Annotated in this window: 18 protein-coding genes; 11 read left to right on the plus strand and 7 right to left on the minus strand. The window is 63.7% G+C overall.

What is annotated here, in order from left to right:
• Nucleotides 1-94: 94 nt before the first annotated feature.
• A complete protein-coding gene (locus ACN6NG_RS01755) occupies nt 95-859 on the minus strand; it encodes a TOBE domain-containing protein (protein ID WP_063424385.1) in 765 nt (254 codons plus the stop codon).
• A gap of 59 nt (nt 860-918) precedes the next feature.
• On the minus strand, nt 919-1,650 hold the full coding sequence (locus ACN6NG_RS01760; protein WP_474312843.1) for a phosphoribosyltransferase family protein: 732 nt from the start codon (nt 1,648-1,650) through the stop codon (nt 919-921).
• An 88-nt stretch (nt 1,651-1,738) separates the two neighbouring features.
• Here ACN6NG_RS01760 and bioB point away from each other — a divergent pair, with 88 nt between their 5' ends.
• The 9 genes from bioB to ACN6NG_RS01805 all read left to right on the plus strand — a co-directional run bounded on the left by bioB (nt 1,739) and on the right by ACN6NG_RS01805 (nt 12,264).
• Nucleotides 1,739-2,797: a biotin synthase BioB gene (bioB, locus tag ACN6NG_RS01765; RefSeq protein ID WP_016497669.1), complete on the plus strand. Its 1,059-nt coding sequence runs from the start codon at nt 1,739-1,741 to the stop codon at nt 2,795-2,797.
• 1 nt (nt 2,798) lies between these two features.
• Nucleotides 2,799-3,971 carry an 8-amino-7-oxononanoate synthase gene (gene bioF, locus ACN6NG_RS01770; RefSeq protein ID WP_063424387.1) on the plus strand — a complete coding sequence of 391 codons (1,173 nt, stop codon included), beginning with the start codon at nt 2,799-2,801 and terminating at the stop codon, nt 3,969-3,971.
• Nucleotides 3,964-4,695, plus strand: coding sequence for an alpha/beta fold hydrolase (locus ACN6NG_RS01775; RefSeq protein ID WP_063424388.1), 732 nt, complete (start codon nt 3,964-3,966; stop codon nt 4,693-4,695). The genes bioF and ACN6NG_RS01775 overlap by 8 nt, the downstream gene beginning before the upstream one ends.
• A complete protein-coding gene (gene bioC, locus ACN6NG_RS01780; protein WP_474312844.1) occupies nt 4,688-5,506 on the plus strand; it encodes a malonyl-ACP O-methyltransferase BioC in 819 nt (272 codons plus the stop codon). Before ACN6NG_RS01775 ends, bioC begins: the two co-directional genes overlap by 8 nt.
• 10 nt (nt 5,507-5,516) lie before the next feature.
• Nucleotides 5,517-6,197, plus strand: a complete 681-nt coding sequence (gene bioD, locus ACN6NG_RS01785) for a dethiobiotin synthase (protein ID WP_019472548.1) — start codon at nt 5,517-5,519, stop codon at nt 6,195-6,197.
• A 179-nt stretch (nt 6,198-6,376) separates the two neighbouring features.
• The gene (locus ACN6NG_RS01790; protein WP_016497674.1) at nt 6,377-6,673 is read left to right on the plus strand and encodes a hypothetical protein; all 297 of its coding nucleotides are present in this window, start codon (nt 6,377-6,379) and stop codon (nt 6,671-6,673) included.
• Nucleotides 6,674-6,960: 287 nt separating this feature from the next.
• Nucleotides 6,961-8,766, plus strand: a complete 1,806-nt coding sequence (locus ACN6NG_RS01795; RefSeq protein ID WP_063424390.1) for a phenylacyl-CoA dehydrogenase — start codon at nt 6,961-6,963, stop codon at nt 8,764-8,766.
• A gap of 311 nt (nt 8,767-9,077) precedes the next feature.
• Nucleotides 9,078-10,361, plus strand: a complete 1,284-nt coding sequence (locus ACN6NG_RS01800) for a GGDEF domain-containing protein (RefSeq protein ID WP_063424391.1) — start codon at nt 9,078-9,080, stop codon at nt 10,359-10,361.
• 124 nt (nt 10,362-10,485) lie between these two features.
• Nucleotides 10,486-12,264 carry an acyl-CoA dehydrogenase C-terminal domain-containing protein gene (locus ACN6NG_RS01805; RefSeq protein ID WP_063424392.1) on the plus strand — a complete coding sequence of 593 codons (1,779 nt, stop codon included), beginning with the start codon at nt 10,486-10,488 and terminating at the stop codon, nt 12,262-12,264.
• Between the two features lie 277 nt (nt 12,265-12,541).
• Here the strand turns inward: ACN6NG_RS01805 and ACN6NG_RS01810 are convergent, their stop codons facing one another.
• Nucleotides 12,542-13,465: a LysR family transcriptional regulator gene (locus tag ACN6NG_RS01810; RefSeq protein WP_063424393.1), complete on the minus strand. Its 924-nt coding sequence runs from the start codon at nt 13,463-13,465 to the stop codon at nt 12,542-12,544.
• Between the two features lie 210 nt (nt 13,466-13,675).
• Here ACN6NG_RS01810 and ACN6NG_RS01815 point away from each other — a divergent pair, with 210 nt between their 5' ends.
• Complete coding sequence (locus ACN6NG_RS01815) at nt 13,676-14,956, plus strand: aspartate aminotransferase family protein (protein ID WP_474312845.1); 1,281 nt, start codon at nt 13,676-13,678, stop codon at nt 14,954-14,956.
• A 152-nt stretch (nt 14,957-15,108) separates the two neighbouring features.
• Nucleotides 15,109-15,267 (plus strand): YqaE/Pmp3 family membrane protein, encoded by a 159-nt coding sequence (locus tag ACN6NG_RS01820; RefSeq protein WP_003177654.1) that lies wholly within the window; start codon nt 15,109-15,111, stop codon nt 15,265-15,267.
• Between the two features lie 123 nt (nt 15,268-15,390).
• Here the strand turns inward: ACN6NG_RS01820 and ACN6NG_RS01825 are convergent, their stop codons facing one another.
• From ACN6NG_RS01825 to pqqC, 4 genes are read right to left on the minus strand one after another with little or no spacing between them, the layout of a single operon-like run.
• Nucleotides 15,391-17,214 carry a S9 family peptidase gene (locus ACN6NG_RS01825; RefSeq protein WP_474312846.1) on the minus strand — a complete coding sequence of 608 codons (1,824 nt, stop codon included), beginning with the start codon at nt 17,212-17,214 and terminating at the stop codon, nt 15,391-15,393.
• A complete protein-coding gene (gene pqqE / locus ACN6NG_RS01830; protein WP_063424395.1) occupies nt 17,180-18,340 on the minus strand; it encodes a pyrroloquinoline quinone biosynthesis protein PqqE in 1,161 nt (386 codons plus the stop codon). Before pqqE ends, ACN6NG_RS01825 begins: the two co-directional genes overlap by 35 nt.
• Nucleotides 18,312-18,587: a pyrroloquinoline quinone biosynthesis peptide chaperone PqqD gene (gene pqqD, locus ACN6NG_RS01835; protein WP_016497682.1), complete on the minus strand. Its 276-nt coding sequence runs from the start codon at nt 18,585-18,587 to the stop codon at nt 18,312-18,314. Before pqqD ends, pqqE begins: the two co-directional genes overlap by 29 nt.
• Nucleotides 18,584-19,339 carry a pyrroloquinoline-quinone synthase PqqC gene (gene pqqC / locus ACN6NG_RS01840; RefSeq protein WP_012270176.1) on the minus strand — a complete coding sequence of 252 codons (756 nt, stop codon included), beginning with the start codon at nt 19,337-19,339 and terminating at the stop codon, nt 18,584-18,586. Before pqqC ends, pqqD begins: the two co-directional genes overlap by 4 nt.
• Nucleotides 19,340-19,378: the final 39 nt, after the last annotated feature.

The following is a 19,378-nucleotide window of genomic DNA, read 5'->3' on the forward strand; positions in this document are numbered from 1 at the left end:
CTCTTCGCGGGCATGCCCGCTCCCACAGGCACAGCGCAGTTTTCAAGATTTGTGGGAGCGGGCGCGCCCGCGAACCGCGCAATGCGCGGCCAAGCTATGCAGGAACCCCAATCAACACATAGGACGGATGAAACTGCACTCGCACCGCACTGTCCGCCGCCACCTGCTGCCCAGCCAACCAATCCGCATCGGCGATGGCACACAACGTCTGCCCATTGCCCAACGCCAGCCGCACCTCACTGGGCCCCTCATCCTCTGCCAACACTTCTTCCACGGTTGCACTCAAGCAGTTGCTGCCCGCGTCGGCTGCCTCCCCCTCCGCCAGCAACCGTACCCACCCCGCCTTGAGCAGCGCCACCACCGTCGTCCCCAGTGTCAGCTCCAGCCGCGCGGTGCTGTCATGGGTGATCAGCGCATCAATCTCCAGCCCACCGCCCAATGCCAGGCTGACGCGGTCATACCGGCCCTCGCGGCGCAGGCCGCTGACCTGGCCCTGGAGCTGGTTGCGCGCACTGGTACGCAGCATCAGGCGACCGAGCAGGTCGAGGTCGCTGGATTCTTCGGCGGCCTCAAGAATTTGCGCCTGCAGGGCCTGCAACCTTTGATACAGACGCAACACCCGCTCGCCTTCCGGCGACAAACGCGCACCGCCACCGCCACGGCCACCGGTGCTGCGTTCTACCAGCGGCTGGCTGGCCAGGTTGTTGAGCTCGTCTATGGCATCCCAGGCCGCCTTGTAGCTGATACCCGCAGCCTTCGCGGCGCGGGTGATCGAGCCTTGTTCGGCAATGTGCTGCAGCAGGGCGATGCGCTGGGGGCGGCGGGCGATGTGCTGGGTAAGCAGGGTGGGTAGGGGCATGGGTATTGAGTCGTTATAGGTGAAGGTCCTGAAAGCGGATTGTGGAGGACTGCGCAGGGTCATGCATACCCCGGCTTGGGCGTGCGTGCCAGGCAATACACATCCACCCGCCGCGCTCCGGCCTTGCGCAGCACCTCGGCGATGGCCTGCGCGGTGGCACCGGTGGTGAACACATCATCGACGATAGCAACATGTTTGCCCGTCAGTTCACCCGAGAGCGCAAACGCTTGCCGCAAATTGCGCCGCCTTGCCCGGGCATCCAGCTGTTGCTGCGCAGGCGTCTCGCGCGTACGCAGCAACAATCGCTCATCGCACGGTAGCCCAAGTTGCGTGGACAACCACCGCCCGAGCATCCCGGCCTGGTTGAACCCGCGCTCGCGCAGCCGACGTTTGGCCAAGGGCACGGGCAACAGCAGGTCAGGGCGGGGTAGCCCTTCGGCAAAGCGATGCAGCAGCCCAAACCCCAGCAGTTCAGCCATCAAACGCCCCAGAGGCCACTGCCGGTTGTGCTTGAAGCGGCTGACCAGCGTGTCGACCGGAAAGCCGAATTGCCATGGTGCAATCACGCTCTCGAACGGCGGCGAGTGCCTGCAACAGTGGGCGCAGGTCAGGCCAGCGATAGGCAGCGGCAGGGCGCAGCGCAGGCATTGATCGCCCAGCCAAGGCAGTTCCTGCTCGCAGGCGATGCACATCGGGTAGGCCTGATCGGCAGGCTCGTCACACAACAAACACATTTGATTAATAAGTGAGCACTTGTAAACCAGTCTTTTCCAGTGTGGTTGACAGTTCATGGGCCTTCCGTAACTATGCGGGCTATCCGTGATGCGCTTGTGGGCTTCCTGTCCCGGCGCCAGCTACAGCCTAAACAAGGAAACGCCGATGAGCGCCAGCACAACTGCAACAACACGTCACGACTGGTCCCTGGCCGAGGTCAAGGCGCTGTTCCAGCAACCGTTCAATGACTTGCTGTTCCAGGCGCAGACCGTGCACCGCGCGCATTTCGACCCTAACCGGGTGCAGGTTTCGACCCTGCTGTCGATCAAGACCGGCGCCTGCCCGGAAGATTGCAAATATTGTCCACAGTCCGGCCACTACAACACCGGGCTGGAAAAACAGAAGCTGATGGAAGTGCAGAAGGTGCTGGAAGAGGCTGCCCGCGCCAAAGCCATCGGTTCCACCCGCTTCTGCATGGGCGCGGCGTGGAAGCACCCCTCGGCCAAAGACATGCCTTACGTGCTGGAGATGGTCAAAGGTGTGAAGGCCATGGGCCTGGAAACCTGCATGACCCTCGGCAAGCTCGACCAGGAGCAGACCGCAGCCCTGGCCCAGGCTGGCCTGGACTACTACAACCACAACCTCGACACCTCGCCGGAGTTCTACGGCAGCATCATCACCACCCGCACCTACAGCGAGCGCCTGCAGACCCTGGCCTACGTGCGCGATGCGGGGATGAAGATCTGCTCCGGCGGCATCCTGGGCATGGGCGAGTCGCTGGACGACCGCGCCGGCCTGCTGATTCAGCTGGCCAACCTGCCCGAGCACCCGGAGTCGGTGCCGATCAACATGCTGGTCAAGGTTGCTGGCACGCCGCTGGCCGAAGAAGAGGACGTCGACCCGTTCGACTTCATCCGCATGCTCGCCGTGGCTCGCCTGCTGATGCCCAAGTCGCACGTGCGCCTGTCCGCCGGCCGCGAGCAGATGAACGAGCAGATGCAGGCCCTGGCGTTCATGGCGGGTGCCAACTCGATCTTCTACGGCGAAAAACTGCTGACCACCGCCAACCCGCAGGCCGACAAGGACATGCAATTGTTCGCACGCCTGGGCATCAAGCCCGAAGCGCGTGAAGAGCACGCCGACGAAGTGCATCAGGCGGCCATTGAGCAGGCGTTGGTCGAACAGCGCAGCAGCGAGATGTTCTACAACGCTGCATCGGCCTGACATGGCCTTCGACCTGGCGGCGCGCCTGGCCGAACGGCGCGCCGCAGACCTGTATCGGCAGCGGCCACTGCTGGAGAGCCCGCAGGGGCCGGAAGTGGTGGTCGACGGCCAGCGGTTGCTGGCCTTCTGCAGCAACGACTACTTGGGCCTGGCCAACCACCCCGAAGTCATCGCCGCCTGGCAGGCCGGTGCCGAGCGCTGGGGTGTCGGTGGCGGTGCCTCGCACCTGGTGGTCGGCCACAGCACGCCGCACCACCAGGTTGAAGAAGCGTTGGCCGAACTCACTGGCCGCCCGCGCGCGTTGCTCTTCTCTACGGGCTACATGGCCAACCTGGGCGCCATCACCGCGCTTGTGGGGCAGGGCGATACCGTACTGCAAGACCGCCTGAACCACGCCTCGCTGCTGGATGGCGGGCTGCTCAGCGGTGCACGCTTCAACCGCTACCTGCATAACGATGCGGCCAGCCTGGCCAGCCGCCTGGACAAGGCGGTCGGTAATACGCTGGTGGTGACCGATGGCGTGTTCAGCATGGACGGCGACCTGGCCGAGCTGCCGGCACTGGCCGATGTCGCTCGCGCCCGCGGTGCCTGGCTGATGGTCGATGACGCCCATGGCCTGGGCACACTCGGCGCACAGGGCGGCGGCATCGTCGAGCACTTCGGCCTGAGCGTGGATGACGTACCGGTGCTGATCGGCACGCTGGGCAAGGCTTGCGGTACTGCGGGTGCCTTTGTTGCCGGCAGCGAAGAGCTGATCGAGGCACTGGTGCAGTTCGCCCGCCCTTACATCTACACCACCAGCCAGCCACCGGCGCTGGCCTGTGCCACGCTCAAGAGCCTGGAACTGTTGCGTCACGAAACCTGGCGCCGCGAGCACCTGGCGGCGTTGATTCGCCAGTTCCGCGAAGGCGCACAGCAGATCGGGCTGGCGTTGATGGACAGCCCGACGCCGATCCAGCCGATCATGATCGGCGACAGCGCTCAGGCCCTGCGCCTGTCGCGCATGCTGCGCGAGCGCGGCTTGCTGGTGACGGCCATCCGCCCACCCACCGTGCCGGCGGGCGGCGCACGCCTGCGGGTGACCCTGAGCGCCGCGCACAGCGAGGCGCAGGTGCAGCTATTGTTGAATGCATTGGCCGAGTGTTATCCACAGTTGGAGAACGCCGATGCGTAATCGTCTTGTATTGCTGCCCGGCTGGGGCCTGGGCACTGCTTCACTGGAGCCGCTGGCAGCCAGCCTGCGCGCCCAGGATGCCCGCTTGCAGGTAGAGCTGATGCCCTTGCCCGAATTGGACCACAGCGATGTGCAGGGTTGGGTCGCCCACCTGGACCGCAAGCTGCCCAGCGATGTCTGGCTGGGTGGCTGGTCGCTGGGTGGCATGCTGGCCAGCGCGTTGGCGCACCAGCGTGGCGATCACTGCTGTGGCCTGCTGACCCTGGCCAGCAACCCCAGTTTTGTGGCCCGGCCCGACTGGCCCCACGGCATGCCCGAAGACACCTTTGGCACCTTCCTCGATGGCTGCCGGAGCCATACACAGGTCACCCTCAAGCGCTTCCGTACCTTGTGCAGCGATGGCGCCCAACAGCCACGCACGTTGCTGCGCCAACTGGGTGTCGGGGTGCCGGACACCGACCCGCTGTACCTGGCAACCGGCCTTGAGGTGCTGGCCAAGCTGGACACCCGCGAAGCACTCCAGGCATATGCCGGCCCGCAATTGCACCTGTTTGCCGGCAGCGATGCGCTGGTGCCGGCAGAGGCAGCCAAGGCATTGAGCGAACTGCTGCCGGATGTGGAAGTGGGCCTGGTCGAAGACAGTTCCCACGCGTTCCTGCTGGAGTATCCGCAGGAGTTGGCGGCGGGCATCAAGAGTTTCCTGCATGAGAGTGGCGATGACTGACCTTTCCCGTCCGACCCTGCCCGGCGCATTGCCCGACAAACGCCAGGTGGCGGCTTCGTTCTCCCGCGCTGCGGCCAGCTACGACAGCGTGGCGGCCTTGCAGCGCGCCGTAGGTTTGAACCTGCTGGAGCAGTTGCCGGCCGGCTTGCAACCCTCGCACTGGCTGGACCTGGGCAGCGGCACCGGCCATTTCAGCCGAAAACTGGCCGAGTGTTTCGCACAGGCCAGCGGTGTGGCAGTGGACATTGCCGAAGGCATGCTGCGCCACGCCCGGAATGAACAGGGTGGGGCGCACTACCACGTGGCCGGTGATGCCGAGCGTTTGCCGCTGCGAGATGCCAGCGTCGACCTTGTGTTCACCAGCCTGGCGGTGCAGTGGTGCGACCAGTTCGCCTGTGTGCTTGCAGAGGCGTTGCGAGTACTGCGCCCGGGTGGCGTGCTGGCTTTCAGCAGCCTGTGCGTGGGTACCCTCGACGAGTTGCGTGCCAGCTGGCAGGCCGTGGATGGTCTGGTGCATGTGAACCGCTTCCGCCGGTTCGAGGATTACCAACGCCTGTGTGCCGGCAGCGGCTTTGAACAACTTGGGCTGCAGCGCTGCCCGCATGTGCTGCACTACCCGGATGTTCGCAGCCTGACCCATGAGCTGAAGGCACTGGGCGCGCACAACCTCAACCCGGGCCGCCCTTCAGGCCTCACCGGCCGGGCCCGCATGCAGGGCCTGTTGCAGGCCTACGAAGCATTTCGCCAGCCCGAGGGGCTGCCAGCCACCTATCAGGTGGTCTATGGTGTGTTGCGCAAGCCACAGGCGTAAGGGGAGCGAGATGAGCCAGGCCTATTTCATTGCCGGTACCGATACCGATGTCGGCAAGACCACCATCGCCGCCGGGCTTTTGCACGCGGCGCGCTTGCAGGGCATGAGCACTCTGGGTGCCAAACCGGTGGCCTCCGGCTGCACCATGACACCGAAGGGCTTGCGCAACAGTGATGCCCAGGCGCTGATCGACGAAAGCACGATCAAGTTGCCATACGAGCAGGTCAACCCGTTTGCCTTCGAGCCTGCCATTGCCCCGCATGTGGCGGCGCGTGAGGCGGGGGTGACGCTGGCTGTTCCGGAGTTGCTGGCGGCAATGCGCAATGTGCTGCAACAAAATGCCGATTTCACTTTGGTCGAAGGGGCCGGTGGCTGGCGTGTGCCGCTGTCGGGCCTGGAGAACCTTTCCGACCTCGCCGTTGCCCTGCAGTTGCCGGTCATTCTTGTGGTGGGGGTGCGGTTGGGTTGCATCAGCCATGCCTTGCTCAGCGCCGAGGCGATCGAGCGGGATGGGCTGCAATTGGCCGGGTGGGTGGCGAACATCATCGAGCCCCGTACTTCGCGTCTTGAAGAGAACCTTGCCAGCCTGGCAGAGCGCTTGCCTGCGCCTTGCCTTGGGCGGGTGCCCAAACTGAAGCAAGCCAGTGCCGATATGGTGGCTGAGCATCTGCAACTGGATCTGCTGGATTAGCCTTTTCCAGGCCCGGCTCGTGGTACCTGTAGGAGCTGGCTTGCCGGCGATAGGGCCGGTGCAGGAATACCCAAGGCCTATCAACTGGCACCAGGCCATTAGGCTTTTAAACGGGCCTTTTCGCGCCCAGCCTGCTTTAATTAGGCCTGTTCGTCATCCAGCGTCAATGGAGTCCTGACATGGAAATCACCGGTAGCTCCGCCTATTACGCGGGCCTGAGTGCGATTCAAACCGGCCAGAACCGCGTCGATCAGGCCGCCGGCCAGATCGCCAACACCACAGCCGAACGTACCGCCACCAGCCAGTCCAGCGATTTTCAGGCTGAACGCCTGCGCGCAGTAGATCGCAGTCAGCAGATGGACCTGGCCACCAGCACCGTGCAAATGGTTGTTGGCAAAACCGAAGTCGAGCTTGGTGCAAAGGTGGTCAAGGCATCCGACGAAATGCTCGGTCGGATCATCGACACCTACGCCTGACAGGCAACCCTCAAATTAAACACAGCCCCTGTGGGAGCGGGCGTGCCCGCGAATGCGTCAGGTCAGGCATCTCTTTTGTCTGGCCGGGCCCTTTCGCGGGCACGCCCGCTCCCACAGAGGCGGCGTTTTTTCTGAGTGTGGCGTAAAAGCCATTTTTCGTGGCGTAAATGGCACCATAGTCCCTCCTTGACATAAGCCGGAGCTAAACGTAAGTTTCAAACAACTGTTTGATAGACGGCCGCCAAGAGCTGGTCACCCCCACAGAACTGACCCAGAGGTTCATCGCAATGCCTGATTACAAAGCCCCCTTGCGTGATATCCGCTTCGTTCGCGACGAACTGCTTGGCTATGAGGCGCACTATCAGAGCCTGCCGGGCTGCCAGGACGCCACGCCCGACATGGTCGACGCGATCCTCGAAGAGGGCGCAAAGTTCTGTGAGCAGGTGCTGTCGCCGCTGAACCGTGTGGGTGACCAGGAAGGCTGCACCTGGAGCGAATCGGGGGTTAAAACCCCGACTGGCTTCAAAGCGGCCTACGAGCAGTTCGTCGAAGGCGGCTGGCCGAGCCTGGCGCATGACGTCGAACATGGCGGCCAAGGCCTGCCGGAATCGCTGGGCCTGGCCCTGAGCGAAATGGTCGGCGGTTCGAACTGGTCGTGGGGCATGTACCCAGGCCTGTCGCATGGCGCGATGAACACCATCTCCGCGCACGGCACTGCCGAGCAGCAGCACACCTACCTGACCAAACTGGTTTCCGGTGAGTGGACCGGCACCATGTGCCTGACCGAACCTCACTGCGGTACCGACCTGGGCATGCTGCGCACCAAGGCCGAGCCACAGGCCGACGGCAGCTACAAAGTGTCCGGCACCAAGATCTTCATTTCGGCCGGTGAACACGACATGGCCGACAACATCGTCCATATCGTCCTGGCCCGTCTGCCGGACGCACCAGCCGGCACCAAGGGCATTTCGCTGTTCATCGTGCCGAAGTTCCTGCCCAATGCCGAAGGCGGCGTGGGTGAGCGCAACGGCGTGAGCTGCGGTTCCATCGAGCACAAGATGGGCATCCACGGTAACGCCACCTGCGTGATGAACTTCGATGCGGCAACCGGCTACCTGATCGGCCCGGCCAACAAAGGCCTGAACTGCATGTTCACCTTCATGAACACGGCTCGCCTGGGTACTGCGTTGCAAGGCCTGGCCCACGCCGAAGTGGCGTTCCAGGGTGGCCTGAAGTACGCCCGCGAGCGCTTGCAGATGCGTTCCCTGACCGGCCCGAAAGCACCGGACAAGGCCGCTGACCCGATCATCGTCCACCCGGACGTGCGCCGCATGCTGCTGACCATGAAAGCCTTCGCCGAAGGCAACCGTGCGATGGTGTACTTCACTGCCAAGCAGGTGGACATCGTCAAGTACAGCCAGGACGAAGAAGAGCGCAAAAAGGCTGACGCCCTGCTGGCGTTCCTGACCCCGATCGCCAAGGCGTTCATGACCGAAGTCGGTTTCGAAGCGGCCAACCACGGCGTGCAGATCTACGGCGGCCATGGCTTCATCGCCGAGTGGGGCATGGAGCAGAACGTGCGCGACAGCCGTATCTCCATGCTGTACGAAGGCACCACCGGCATCCAGGCCCTCGACCTGCTCGGCCGCAAAGTGCTGATGACCCAGGGCGAGGCTCTGAAGGGCTTCACCAAGATCGTGCACAAGTTCTGCCAGGCGCAGGAAGGCAACGAGGCGGTCAAGGAGTTCGTTGAACCGCTGGCGGCAATCAACAAGGAGTGGGGCGAGCTGACCATGAAAGTGGGCATGGCCGCCATGAAGGACCGCGAAGAAGTGGGTGCGGCCTCGGTGGATTACCTGATGTACTCCGGCTACGCCTGCCTGGCCTACTTCTGGGCCGACATCGCCCGCCTGGCGGCCGAGAAGCTGGCAGCCGGCACCAGCGAAGAGGCGTTCTACACCGCCAAGCTGCAGACTGCGCGCTTCTACTTCCAGCGCATCCTGCCGCGTACCCGTACGCATGTGGCGACCATGCTGTCGGGTGCCAACAACCTGATGGCGATGGACGAAGAGCACTTCGGCCTGTCGTACTGATTCACCCGCTGTACCCAAAACCCGCCTGCCGTTACCGGCAGGCGGGTTTTTGCATTATGTGACTGAACACTACTCCTGTGGGAGCGGCCTTGTGTCGCGATTGGGCTGCGAAGCAGCCCCGGCAATTTTGGCCGTGGCACAAAAAGCCAGGGCCGCTTCGCGCCCCTTTCGCGACACGAGGCCGCTCCCACAAGGATTGCGTTCAGGCCTGTTCGTCCTGTTTCTCCTTCCTGAAATTCAACTGTTCATGTGCACTGCCGATGAAGTAAGGGCACAATGCCACTATTGATCTGCCGGGTTGGAGATTACCCTTGTTTCGTCTTAACGCTGTTCGCGCAAGCCACTTCCTGCCTTCGCTGATCCTGTTGCTGGCAGGGCTCGCCGCAGCCTATGTGAGAGACCTCAGTGTCTTTTTCACATCGCTGTTCAACGTCCTGCCTACCTTGGTGCTGCTGCTGGGCGGTGCCTACTGCGCGGTGTACCGCCGCCAGCGTGAGCTGTTCATGATGCTCACGGTGTACATCGCCTACTACCTGCTCGACACCCAGACCGACTTCTACCGTGACCATGGCCGCGTGCGCGAGGACGCGGCCGTGATCTTCCACCTGGTATGCCTGCTGCTGCCCGCCCTGTTCGGCCTGTACGGCGCCTGGCAGGAACGCACCCACCTGCTGCAGGACATGGTCGCCCGCGGTGCCGTGCTGTTTGCCGTGGGCAGCGTGGCGGTAGCCCTCGAACAAAGCTACCCCGAAGCGCTGCTGACCTGGCTGGCGGAGATCCGCTGGCCAACCTTGCATGGCCAGTGGATGAGCCTGATCCAGATGGTCTACCCCTTGTTCCTCGGCGTGTTCATCCTGCTGGTGGTGCAATACCTGCGCGCACCGCGGCCGCTGCACGCCGCGTTGATAACGGGCCTGGTGGGTATTTTCTGGATGCTGCCGCAAACCTTCATTCTGCCGTTCACCCTGAACATCATGTGCAGCCAGGTGATGTTGATGATCGCCGCAGCGGTTGCCCACGAGGCCTACCAGATGGCCTTCCGTGACGAGCTGACCGGCCTGCCGGGGCGCCGTGCGCTTAACGAGCGCATGCAGCGCCTGGGGCGCAACTACGTGATCGCCATGACCGATGTCGACCACTTCAAGAAATTCAACGATACCCACGGGCACGACGTGGGCGACCAGGTGTTGCGCCTGGTCGCCAGCCGCTTGTCCAAGGTGACCGGCGGTGGCCGCGCTTATCGATATGGTGGTGAGGAGTTCGCCCTGGTGTTCGCCGGCAAGACCGCCGAGGAATGTGTGCCCCACGTGGAGGCCGTGCGCGAGGTGATTGCCAACTATGTGATGCACCTGCGCGACCAGAGCAGCCGCCCACAGGACGATACAAGCGGGCGCCAGCGCCGGTCGGGCAACAGCGGCGGGACGGTGTCGGTCACCATCAGCATCGGTGTGGCCGAGCGCCAGGTTGACCACCGTAACCCTGAGGCGGTGCTCAAATCTGCTGACCAGGCGCTGTACAGCGCCAAAGGCGCAGGGCGCAATTGTGTCATGGTGCATGGGCAACAATCGCAGCGTGGTGCAGTGCGGATGGCGTGACTGATCAAGACCATGCGGTCAGTTGATGACCCTATGTCTCGTAAAAGTTGTTCGGTTACACTGCCAGTAACCCCAGTGTCGCGGTTCCCCGAGACCGCCCCGACCCGACTAGCGAGAGGTTGTCATGGCTGACTATAAAGCGCCCCTGCGCGACATGCGCTTCGTACTGAATGAAGTCTTCAATGTGGCCGAGCAGTGGGCGCAGTTGCCCGGGCTGGCTGAGGTAGTCGATGCCGATACGGCCATGGCCGTGCTGGAAGAAGCCGGCAAGGTCACCGCCAAGACCATCGCGCCGCTCAGCCGCGCCGCCGATGAAGAAGGCTGCCACTGGGACAACGGTGCGGTAAGCACACCGACCGGTTTCATCGAGGCCTACAACACCTACGCCGAAGGCGGCTGGGTCGGCGTGGGCGGCGACCCGGTGTTCGGCGGCATGGGCATGCCCAAGGCCATCTCGGCCCAGGTCGAGGAAATGGTCAACGCCTCCAGCCTGGCGTTTGGCCTGTACCCGATGCTGACCGCTGGCGCCTGCCTGTCGATCAACGCCCACGCCAGCGAAGCACTGAAGGAAAAGTACCTGCCGAACATGTACGCCGGCGTTTGGGCAGGTTCGATGTGCCTGACCGAGCCGCATGCCGGTACCGATCTGGGCATCATCCGCACCAAGGCCGAGCCTCAGGCCGACGGCAGCTACAAGGTCAGCGGCACCAAGATCTTCATCACCGGTGGCGAGCACGACCTGACCGAGAACATCATTCACTTGGTGCTGGCCAAGCTGCCGGATGCACCGGCAGGGGCGAAAGGCATTTCGCTGTTTCTGGTGCCGAAGTTCCTGGTCAACGAAGACGGCGGCCTGGGGGCGCGCAACCCGGCTACTTGCGGCTCGATCGAGCACAAGATGGGCATCCAGGCCTCGGCTACTTGCGTGATGAACTTCGACGAGGCAGTCGGCTACATCGTCGGTGAGCCGAACAAGGGCCTGGCGGCCATGTTCACCATGATGAACTACGAGCGCCTGGGCGTTGGCATCCAGGGCCTGGCCTCGGCCGAACGGTCGTACCAGAACGCCGTGGAATACGCCCGCGACCGCCTGCAGAGCCGCGCCCCGACCGGCCCGCAAGCCAAGGAAAAAGCCGCCGACCCGATCATCGTCCACCCGGACGTGCGCCGCATGCTGCTGACCATGAAGGCACAGATCGAGGGTGGCCGCGCCTTTTCCACCTATGTAGCCATGCAGCTGGACAGTGCCAAATTCAGCGAAGACGCCGCCGTGCGCAAGCGCAGCGAAGAGCTGGTGGCACTGCTGACACCGGTGGCCAAGGCCTTCCTCACCGACCTGGGGCTGGAGAGCACGGTGCACGGGCAGCAGGTATTCGGTGGGCATGGCTATATCCGTGAGTGGGGGCAGGAGCAGCTGGTGCGTGATGTGCGCATTACGCAGATCTACGAAGGCACCAACGGTATCCAGGCCCTCGACCTGATGGGGCGCAAGGTGGTGGCCAGCGGTGGCGCGTACTACCGGTTGTTCTCCGACGAGATTCGCCAGTTCATAGCCGGCGCGGGTGGCGAGCTGGGCGAATTTGCCAAGCCGTTGGCGGCCAGCCTCGACCAGCTCGATGGCTTGACCGAGTGGGTGCTGGAGCAGGCCAAGGGCAACCCGAATGAGATCGGAGCTGCGTCGGTTGAGTACCTGCATGCCTTTGGTTATGTGGCCTATGCCTACATGTGGGCACTGATGGCGCGGGCGGCCAAGGCGGGTGAAGGGGACGAGGCGTTCTACTCGGGCAAGCTGGGGACGGCGCGTTTCTACTTTGCACGTTTGCTGCCACGGGTGGATTCGCTGGTGGCATCGGTGAAGGCGGGGAGCGAGTCGCTTTACCTGCTGGATGCCGAGCAGTTCTGACAGATATTGGGGTCGCAAAGCGGCCCCAATTCCCGGTATGTCTGGGAATAAATCCTTTGTAAGCTTTTTCCTACACGACGTGGTGACTTTTCACCACTGTTCTCAGATTGGATCCACGGTTAATCTTTACCACATGGACGTTGCGCAGGAAGCGCAAAGGACAGATCAAGGAAGACGACGAAGGACCACCTGCCAGGATGGCGGGGCGATACGGATGTCACAGGGAAACAGTCTGGAAAACCCCGCTTCGGCGGGGTTTTCTTTGTGCGCGTGTTTTTCAGGCCAGCACATCCAGCGGCGATGCGCCCAACAGGCGGGCGTCCGTCTCTTCCTCCAGCAGGGTGCGCAGCAGCTCTACAGACGCCTGCTGGCGCTGGGCATCGCGAAACACCAGGCCAACCTTCAGCGGCACCCGCGGTTCGCTCAACGGCTTCCACAACAGGCCCTGACCATCCTCGGCGGCTTCTTTGGCCCGGCCCGGCAGAATGGTGGCCAGTGCGGTGTGCGCCAGGCTGTCGAGAATCCCCGCCATGTTGTTCATCTCTGCCTGTACGTGTGGCCGCCGCCCCTGGCTGGCCAGCTGCGCCTGCCAGATCTGGCGGATCTGGAACTCTTCGCCAAGCATCAACATGGGTAACTCGGCGGCCTGGCGGATGGACACCTTCTTGAAATCCTTCAGCGGGTGGGTATCGGGGATCACCAGCTGCAGCTCGTCTTCGTACAGCAGCAGGCCATGCAGCCCGGGCTGGCGCGGTGGCAGGTAGCTGATGCCGATGTCCAGGCTGCCGTTGAGCAGCCGCCGTTCGATCTCCAGCCCCGACAACTCGTAGATCTGCACCACAAGGTGCGGCTGTGCCTTGCGCAGCCGTTCGAGCAGCTGTGGCACCAGGCTCGGCCGCACGGTCTGCAACACGCCGATAGCCAAGGTGCGAAGCGACTGGCCCTTGAAGTTGCGCATGGCCTCGTGGGCGCGCTGCAGGCCATCGAGCAATGGCAAGGCGTGGTTGTACAGGGTGTGGGCAGCCAGGGTGGGCAGCAGGCGCTTGTTGCTGCGCTCGAACAGGCTCAGGTCGAGGCTGTGTTCCAGTTGGCGGATCTGCTGGGAGAGTGCCGGCTGGGACAGTGACAGGCGCTCGGCGGCGCGGCCCACGTGGCCTTCTTCATACACCGCGACGAAATAACGCAGTTGGCGGAAATCCATAAGTAACACTTATCGAAAATGCTGGAAAAACGAAATGGTCGAAAACCCTCGCGAAGCCTAGTCTATCGCCGTATTCCAACGGGTTACAGCGATCATTGGGTCGATTGTTACCCCGGATGAAAAACACTTTTGATAGGCAAGGCAAAATATCGAGTGCCGGCACCAAGACCGCACCGTAGCCGCCCTTTACCGTGATTGGTTGGAGCCCTGATGAACCTGTTCAACCTGCGCCGCTCGGCCCCTGCCGCTGTCGCCGAGCCCAAGCGCGCGCCGGTGATCGTGCCGCACGCTGATGAGCTGTCGCGTGATCGCCTGATGCCCAGCGCCGAACGGGCAGCGCAGGTGTTCGTACGTGGTCAGGGCTCCTGGTTGTGGGATAACGAAGGGCGTGCCTATCTGGACTTTACCCAGGGTGGTGCAGTCAACAGCCTGGGCCATAGCCCCAGCGTGCTGGTGAAGGCACTGGGCAACCAGGCCCAGGCGCTGATCAACCCGGGCTCGGGCTTCCACAGCCGGGGCCTGCTGGGGCTGGTCAACCGCCTGTGCCAGAGCACCGGCAGCGAGCAGGCCTACCTGCTGAACAGCGGTGCGGAGGCCTGTGAAGGTGCGATCAAACTGGCGCGCAAGTGGGGCCAGCTGCACCGCAACGGCGCCTACCACATCATCACTGCCACCCAGGCCTGCCATGGCCGTAGCCTGGGCGCCCTGTCGGCGTCCGACCCGCTGCCGTGCAACCGCTGTGAGCCTGGCCTGCCGGGCTTCAGCAAAGTGCCGTTCAACGACCTGGCCGCCCTGCACGCCGCCGTGGATTCGCGCACCGTGGCCATCATGCTTGAGCCAATCCAGGGCGAGGCGGGTGTTATCCCCGCCACCCAGGAATACCTCAAGGGCGTGGAAACACTGTGCCGTGAACTGGGCATCCTGCTGATCCTCGATGAGGTGCAGACCGGTATTGGCCGCTGTGGCGCGCTGCTGGCCGAGGAGCGGTATGGCGTGCGCGCCGACATCATCACCTTGGGCAAGGGACTGGGCGGCGGTGTGCCCCTGGCTGCCTTGCTCGCCCGGGGCACGGCATGCTGCGCCGAGCCTGGCGAACTGGAAGGCAGCCACCATGGCAATGCGCTGATGTGCGCCGCCGGCCTGGCTGTGCTGGACACCGTGCTGGAGCCTGGCTTCTTCGCCCAGGTGCAGGATAACGGCCGCCACCTGCGCGAAGGCCTGAGCCGCCTGGCTGGGCGCTATGGGCAGGGTGAGGTGCGCGGGCAAGGCCTGCTGTGGGCACTGCAACTGAAAGAAAACCTGGCCAAAGAGTTGGTGGCAGCGGCCCTGCATGAAGGCCTGCTGCTCAATGCACCGCAAGCGGATGTGGTGCGTTTGTCGCCAGCGCTGACCGTGAGCAAGGGCAACATCGACGAAATGCTGCTGCGCCTGGCCCGCGCCTTTGCCCGCCTGCATGCCCAGCAGCAGGCCCGCCGCGAAATGCCGGCGTAGCTGTTTGGCAAGACCGAGAATTCTACGAACCGTCTGGCGTTCCTGCGCATCGCCCCTGGCCTGTTTTATTCGGCCCGGGGCGTTTTTTTTTGCCTGTGGAACCTCTGTGGCGGACGGCTAGTCTTTGATGTAACCCTTCAGGAGAGACTCGCATGGACTTTATTCGCATCATCATCGCCATTCTTCTGCCACCGCTGGGCGTGTTTCTGCAGGTGGGGTTTGGCGGGGCGTTCTGGCTGAATATTCTGCTGACCTTGCTGGGTTACATTCCCGGGATCGTGCACGCGGTGTACATCATCGCCAAACGGTGAGGTTTTCTGGGGCTGCTTCGCAGCCCATCGCGACACAAGGCCGCTCCCACAAATGTCCTGCGGACGCCGATTAATGTGGGAGCGGCCTTGTGTCGCGATGGGCCGCAAAGCGGCCCCAAAATCTCAGGTCTCCAACACCCGGCAATAAAACTTCCACTCCTCTTCCAACGCATGCGCCAGGTTATCCGCTTTGCGGAACCCATGCCGCTCCCCCGCATAGAAGTGCCCTTCAGCCTCGATCCCGTTGGCCTGTAACGCCGCCAGCATGGCGCGGGTCTGCTCTGGCACCACCACAGCATCCAGCTCACCCTGGAAGAAAATCACCGGCACCTTGATCTGCCCTGCATGCAGCAGCGGCGTGCGCTGGCGATAGCGTTCGGCATCCTGCTGCGGGTCGCCGATCAGCCAGTCCAGGTAATCCCCTTCGAACTTGTGGGTGGCACGGCCCAGGGCAACCGGGTCGCTGACCCCGTACAGGCTGGCGCCGGCGCGGAACACGTCACGGAACGCCAAGGCGCACAAGGTGGTGTAGCCACCGGCGCTACCGCCGCGGATGAACGCCTTGTGCTTGTCGACCAGGCCTTGGGCAGCCAGGTATTCGACCGCCGCGCAGGCATCGGCCACATCGCTCTCGCCCCAGCGCAGGTGCAATGCCTGGCGGTATTCCCGGCCATAGCCGGTGCTGCCCCGGTAGTTCAGGTCGGCCACGGCAAAGCCGCGTTGGGTCCAGTACTGGATGCGTGGGTCCAGCACGGGATAGCAGGCAGACGTCGGCCCGCCGTGGATGAACACCACCAGCGGTGCGGCGCTTTGCGCCTGCGCTGGCGGGTAGAAGAAACCATGGGCCTGCTCGCCGTCACTGCCATAGTGGATCGACTGCGGCAGGCTGATCTGGGCTGCCGGCAGCACCTCGGCACCACCGGCCAGCACGCGGACCTCGTGGTTGCGGCGGTCGATGGCAATCACTGCCGGCGGGCTGATGGGCGAGGCGGCAATGGCATACAGGTTTTCGCTGTCCATGGCCAGGCTGCGAAAGCGTGTGTAGGCACTGGCGTAACGCGCCATTCGGCCATCTTCATGACGCAGCCCCAGTTGCCCGAAGCCATCTTTGAACCAGCTGGCCAGGTAGCTTTGCGGCCCCAGCGCCAACCAGGTGCAGGTGCCTAGTTGCCAAGGCGCAGCGGCGTGGTCCGCAGGCCCGGCAGGCAACGCCTGCCAGTGGCCATCGACTTCGCCCCATGGCTGCCAGAAGCCATTGCGGTCGGACAGGCAGTAGAGACGGCCTTCTTCATCGAAGCGCGGCTGTTGCAGCGATTCATCATCGCTGGCCACGCACTGCGCGGGCCCCCAGTGGCCACTGCTGTCGCGTACGCGGCACATCAATCGGGTGAGGGTCCAGGGTTGTGCCGGGCGGTCCCATTCCACCCATGCCAGGCGTTGGCCATCGGCACTCACAGTGGGTGAGGCATAGAAATCGGCCCCCTCGGCGAGCACCTCGCGGCTGCTTTCAGTCAACGCGACCAGGCGATGCTCCACCTGCTCGGCATGGCGTTCCTCGACGGCCAGCACCTGGCCATCGTGCCACTGCACATCGCCGTAGCGGCAGCGGGCATCCTGGGTAAGCGCACGCGGTGGCACATCGTCCAGCGGCTGGGTGTAGACCTGCTGGTCCTTTTCGTTGACGAACACCAGCCCGTCGCCACCCAGGCAAAAGCTGCCACCGCCATATTCGTAGACCCGGCTGCGCACGCTGAAACCATCCGGGGTCAGGCAGCGGGCCTGGTGGTACAGCCAGTGCCAGATACGGCAAGCACCGTCGGCGGGGCGAAATTCGACCCAGAACAGCCCGTCGGCACTGACCTTGAGTTCGGCGAAGTCGGTACCGGCAGCAACGGCCTGGGCCGCGCTGAATTCAGCCGCGGGCGATGACACGGGAGTTTCGATCATTGCGGAAGGTCATCTGTTCAATGGCGAGCTGGGCGGTTTCCGCCTCCTCGCGGGCCTTGAGGATGATGCCGTGCTCGGCCGACTTGGCGCACACCGGGTCGGCGTTGCTGGCATCGCCGGTCAGCATGAAGGCCTGGCAGCGACAGCCGCCGAAGTCCTTTTCTTTTTCGTCACACGAGCGGCACGGTTCGCGCATCCACTCATAACCACGGAAGCGGTTGAAGCCAAACGACTCATACCAGATATGGTGCAGGTCGTGGTCGCGTACATTGGGGAACTTCACGGGCAGCTGGCGGGCGCCGTGGCAGGGCAGCGCGGTGCCGTCCGGGGTAATGGTGAGGAACAGGTTGCCCCAGCCATTCATGCAGGCCTTGGGGCGCTCTTCGTAGTAGTCCGGGGTGACGAAGATCAGCTTGCACGGGTTGCCCTCGGCCTTGAGCTTTTCCCGGTACTCGTTGGTGATGCGCTCGGCCCGCTCCAGTTGCTCGCGGGTTGGCAGCAGCCCCAGGCGGTTGAGGTGCGCCCAGCCGTAGAACTGGCAGGTGGCAAGCTCGACGAAGTCGGCTTCCAGGGCAATGCACAGCTCGATGATGCGGTCGGTCTTGTCGATGTTGTGCCGATGGGTGACGAAGTTGAGCACCATCGGGTAGCCGTGGGCCTTTACCGCACGGGCCATCTCCAGCTTTTGCGCAAAGGCCTTCTTCGAGCCGGCAAGCAGGTTGTTGACCTGCTCGTCGCTGGCCTGGAAGCTGATCTGGATATGGTCCAGGCCGGCCTTCTTGAAATCGGCGATGCGCGCTTCGGTCAGGCCGATGCCCGAGGTGATCAGGTTGGTGTAGTACCCCAGCCGGCGGGCTTCGCCGATCAGCTCGGCAAGGTCCTGGCGCACCAGCGGTTCACCGCCGGAAAAGCCGATTTGCGCGGCGCCCATTTCCCGCGCTTCGGCCATCACCTTGAACCACTGTTCGGTGCTCAGCTCCTGGCCCTGGGCGGCAAAGTCCAGCGGGTTGGAGCAGTACGGGCACTGCAGCGGGCAGCGGTAGGTGAGCTCGGCCAGCAGCCACAGCGGCAGCCCGACCTCGGGCGTAGGCGGCAACTCAGGCGAGGACGATCCAGTGTTCGGCACGGGCCACCTCCATGAACTGCTCGATGTCATCGGCCACTTCCGGGACATCGGGGAATTGCTGTTCGAGTTCGCTGATGATGGCTGCCACGTCACGCTGGCCGTCGATCAGGCCACCGATCAGGCTGGCGCTTTCGTTGAGCTTGATCATGCCCTCGGGGTACAGCAACACATGGCCCTTTTGTGCCGGCTCGTACTGGAAGCGGTAGCCGGGGCGCCAGCTCGGCACCTGATTGCGATCCAGACTCATAGGGTGATCCCCTTGTGCCACACCCGGTCCTGGGTGACGGAGTGATAAGGCGGGCGGTTCAACTCGTAGGCCATGCTCATGGCGTCGAGCATGCTCCAGAGGATATCCAGCTTGAACTGAAGTATCTCCAGCATACGCTCCTGGCCCGCGCGGGTGGTGTAGTGCTGCAGGGTAATCGCCAGGCCGTGCTCCACGTCACGCCGGGCCTGGCCCAGACGGGTGCGGAAGTACTCGTAGCCGGCCGGGTCGATCCACGGGTAGTGCTGTGGCCAGCTGTCCAGCCGCGACTGGTGGATTTGCGGGGCGAACAGTTCGGTCAGCGAGCTGCTGGCCGCTTCCTGCCAGCTGGCGCGGCGGGCGAAGTTGACGTAGGCGTCCACGGCAAAGCGTACGCCGGGCAGTACCAGCTCCTGGGAGCGCAACTGGTCCGGGTCGAGGCCGACGGCCTGGCCCAGGCGCAGCCAGGCTTCGATGCCACCGTCCTCGCCAGGTGCGCCGTCGTGGTCGAGCAGGCGCTGGATCCATTCGCGGCGTACTTCGCGGTCCGGGCAGTTGGCCAGGATCGCGGCATCCTTCATCGGGATGTTGACCTGGTAGTAGAAGCGGTTGGCTACCCAGCCCTGGATCTGCTCGCGGGTGGCGCGCCCCTGGTACATCGCCACGTGGTACGGGTGATGGATGTGGTAATAGGCGCCCTTGGCGCGCAGGGCCTGCTCGAATTCGGCAGGGGACATTGGCAGTGCGTCGCTCATTCGGCTGGCTCCTGTAAAGCTGAGTCTCGGCTCGATCCC

It is taken from the genome of Pseudomonas sp. TSO6 (genome assembly GCF_056098905.1).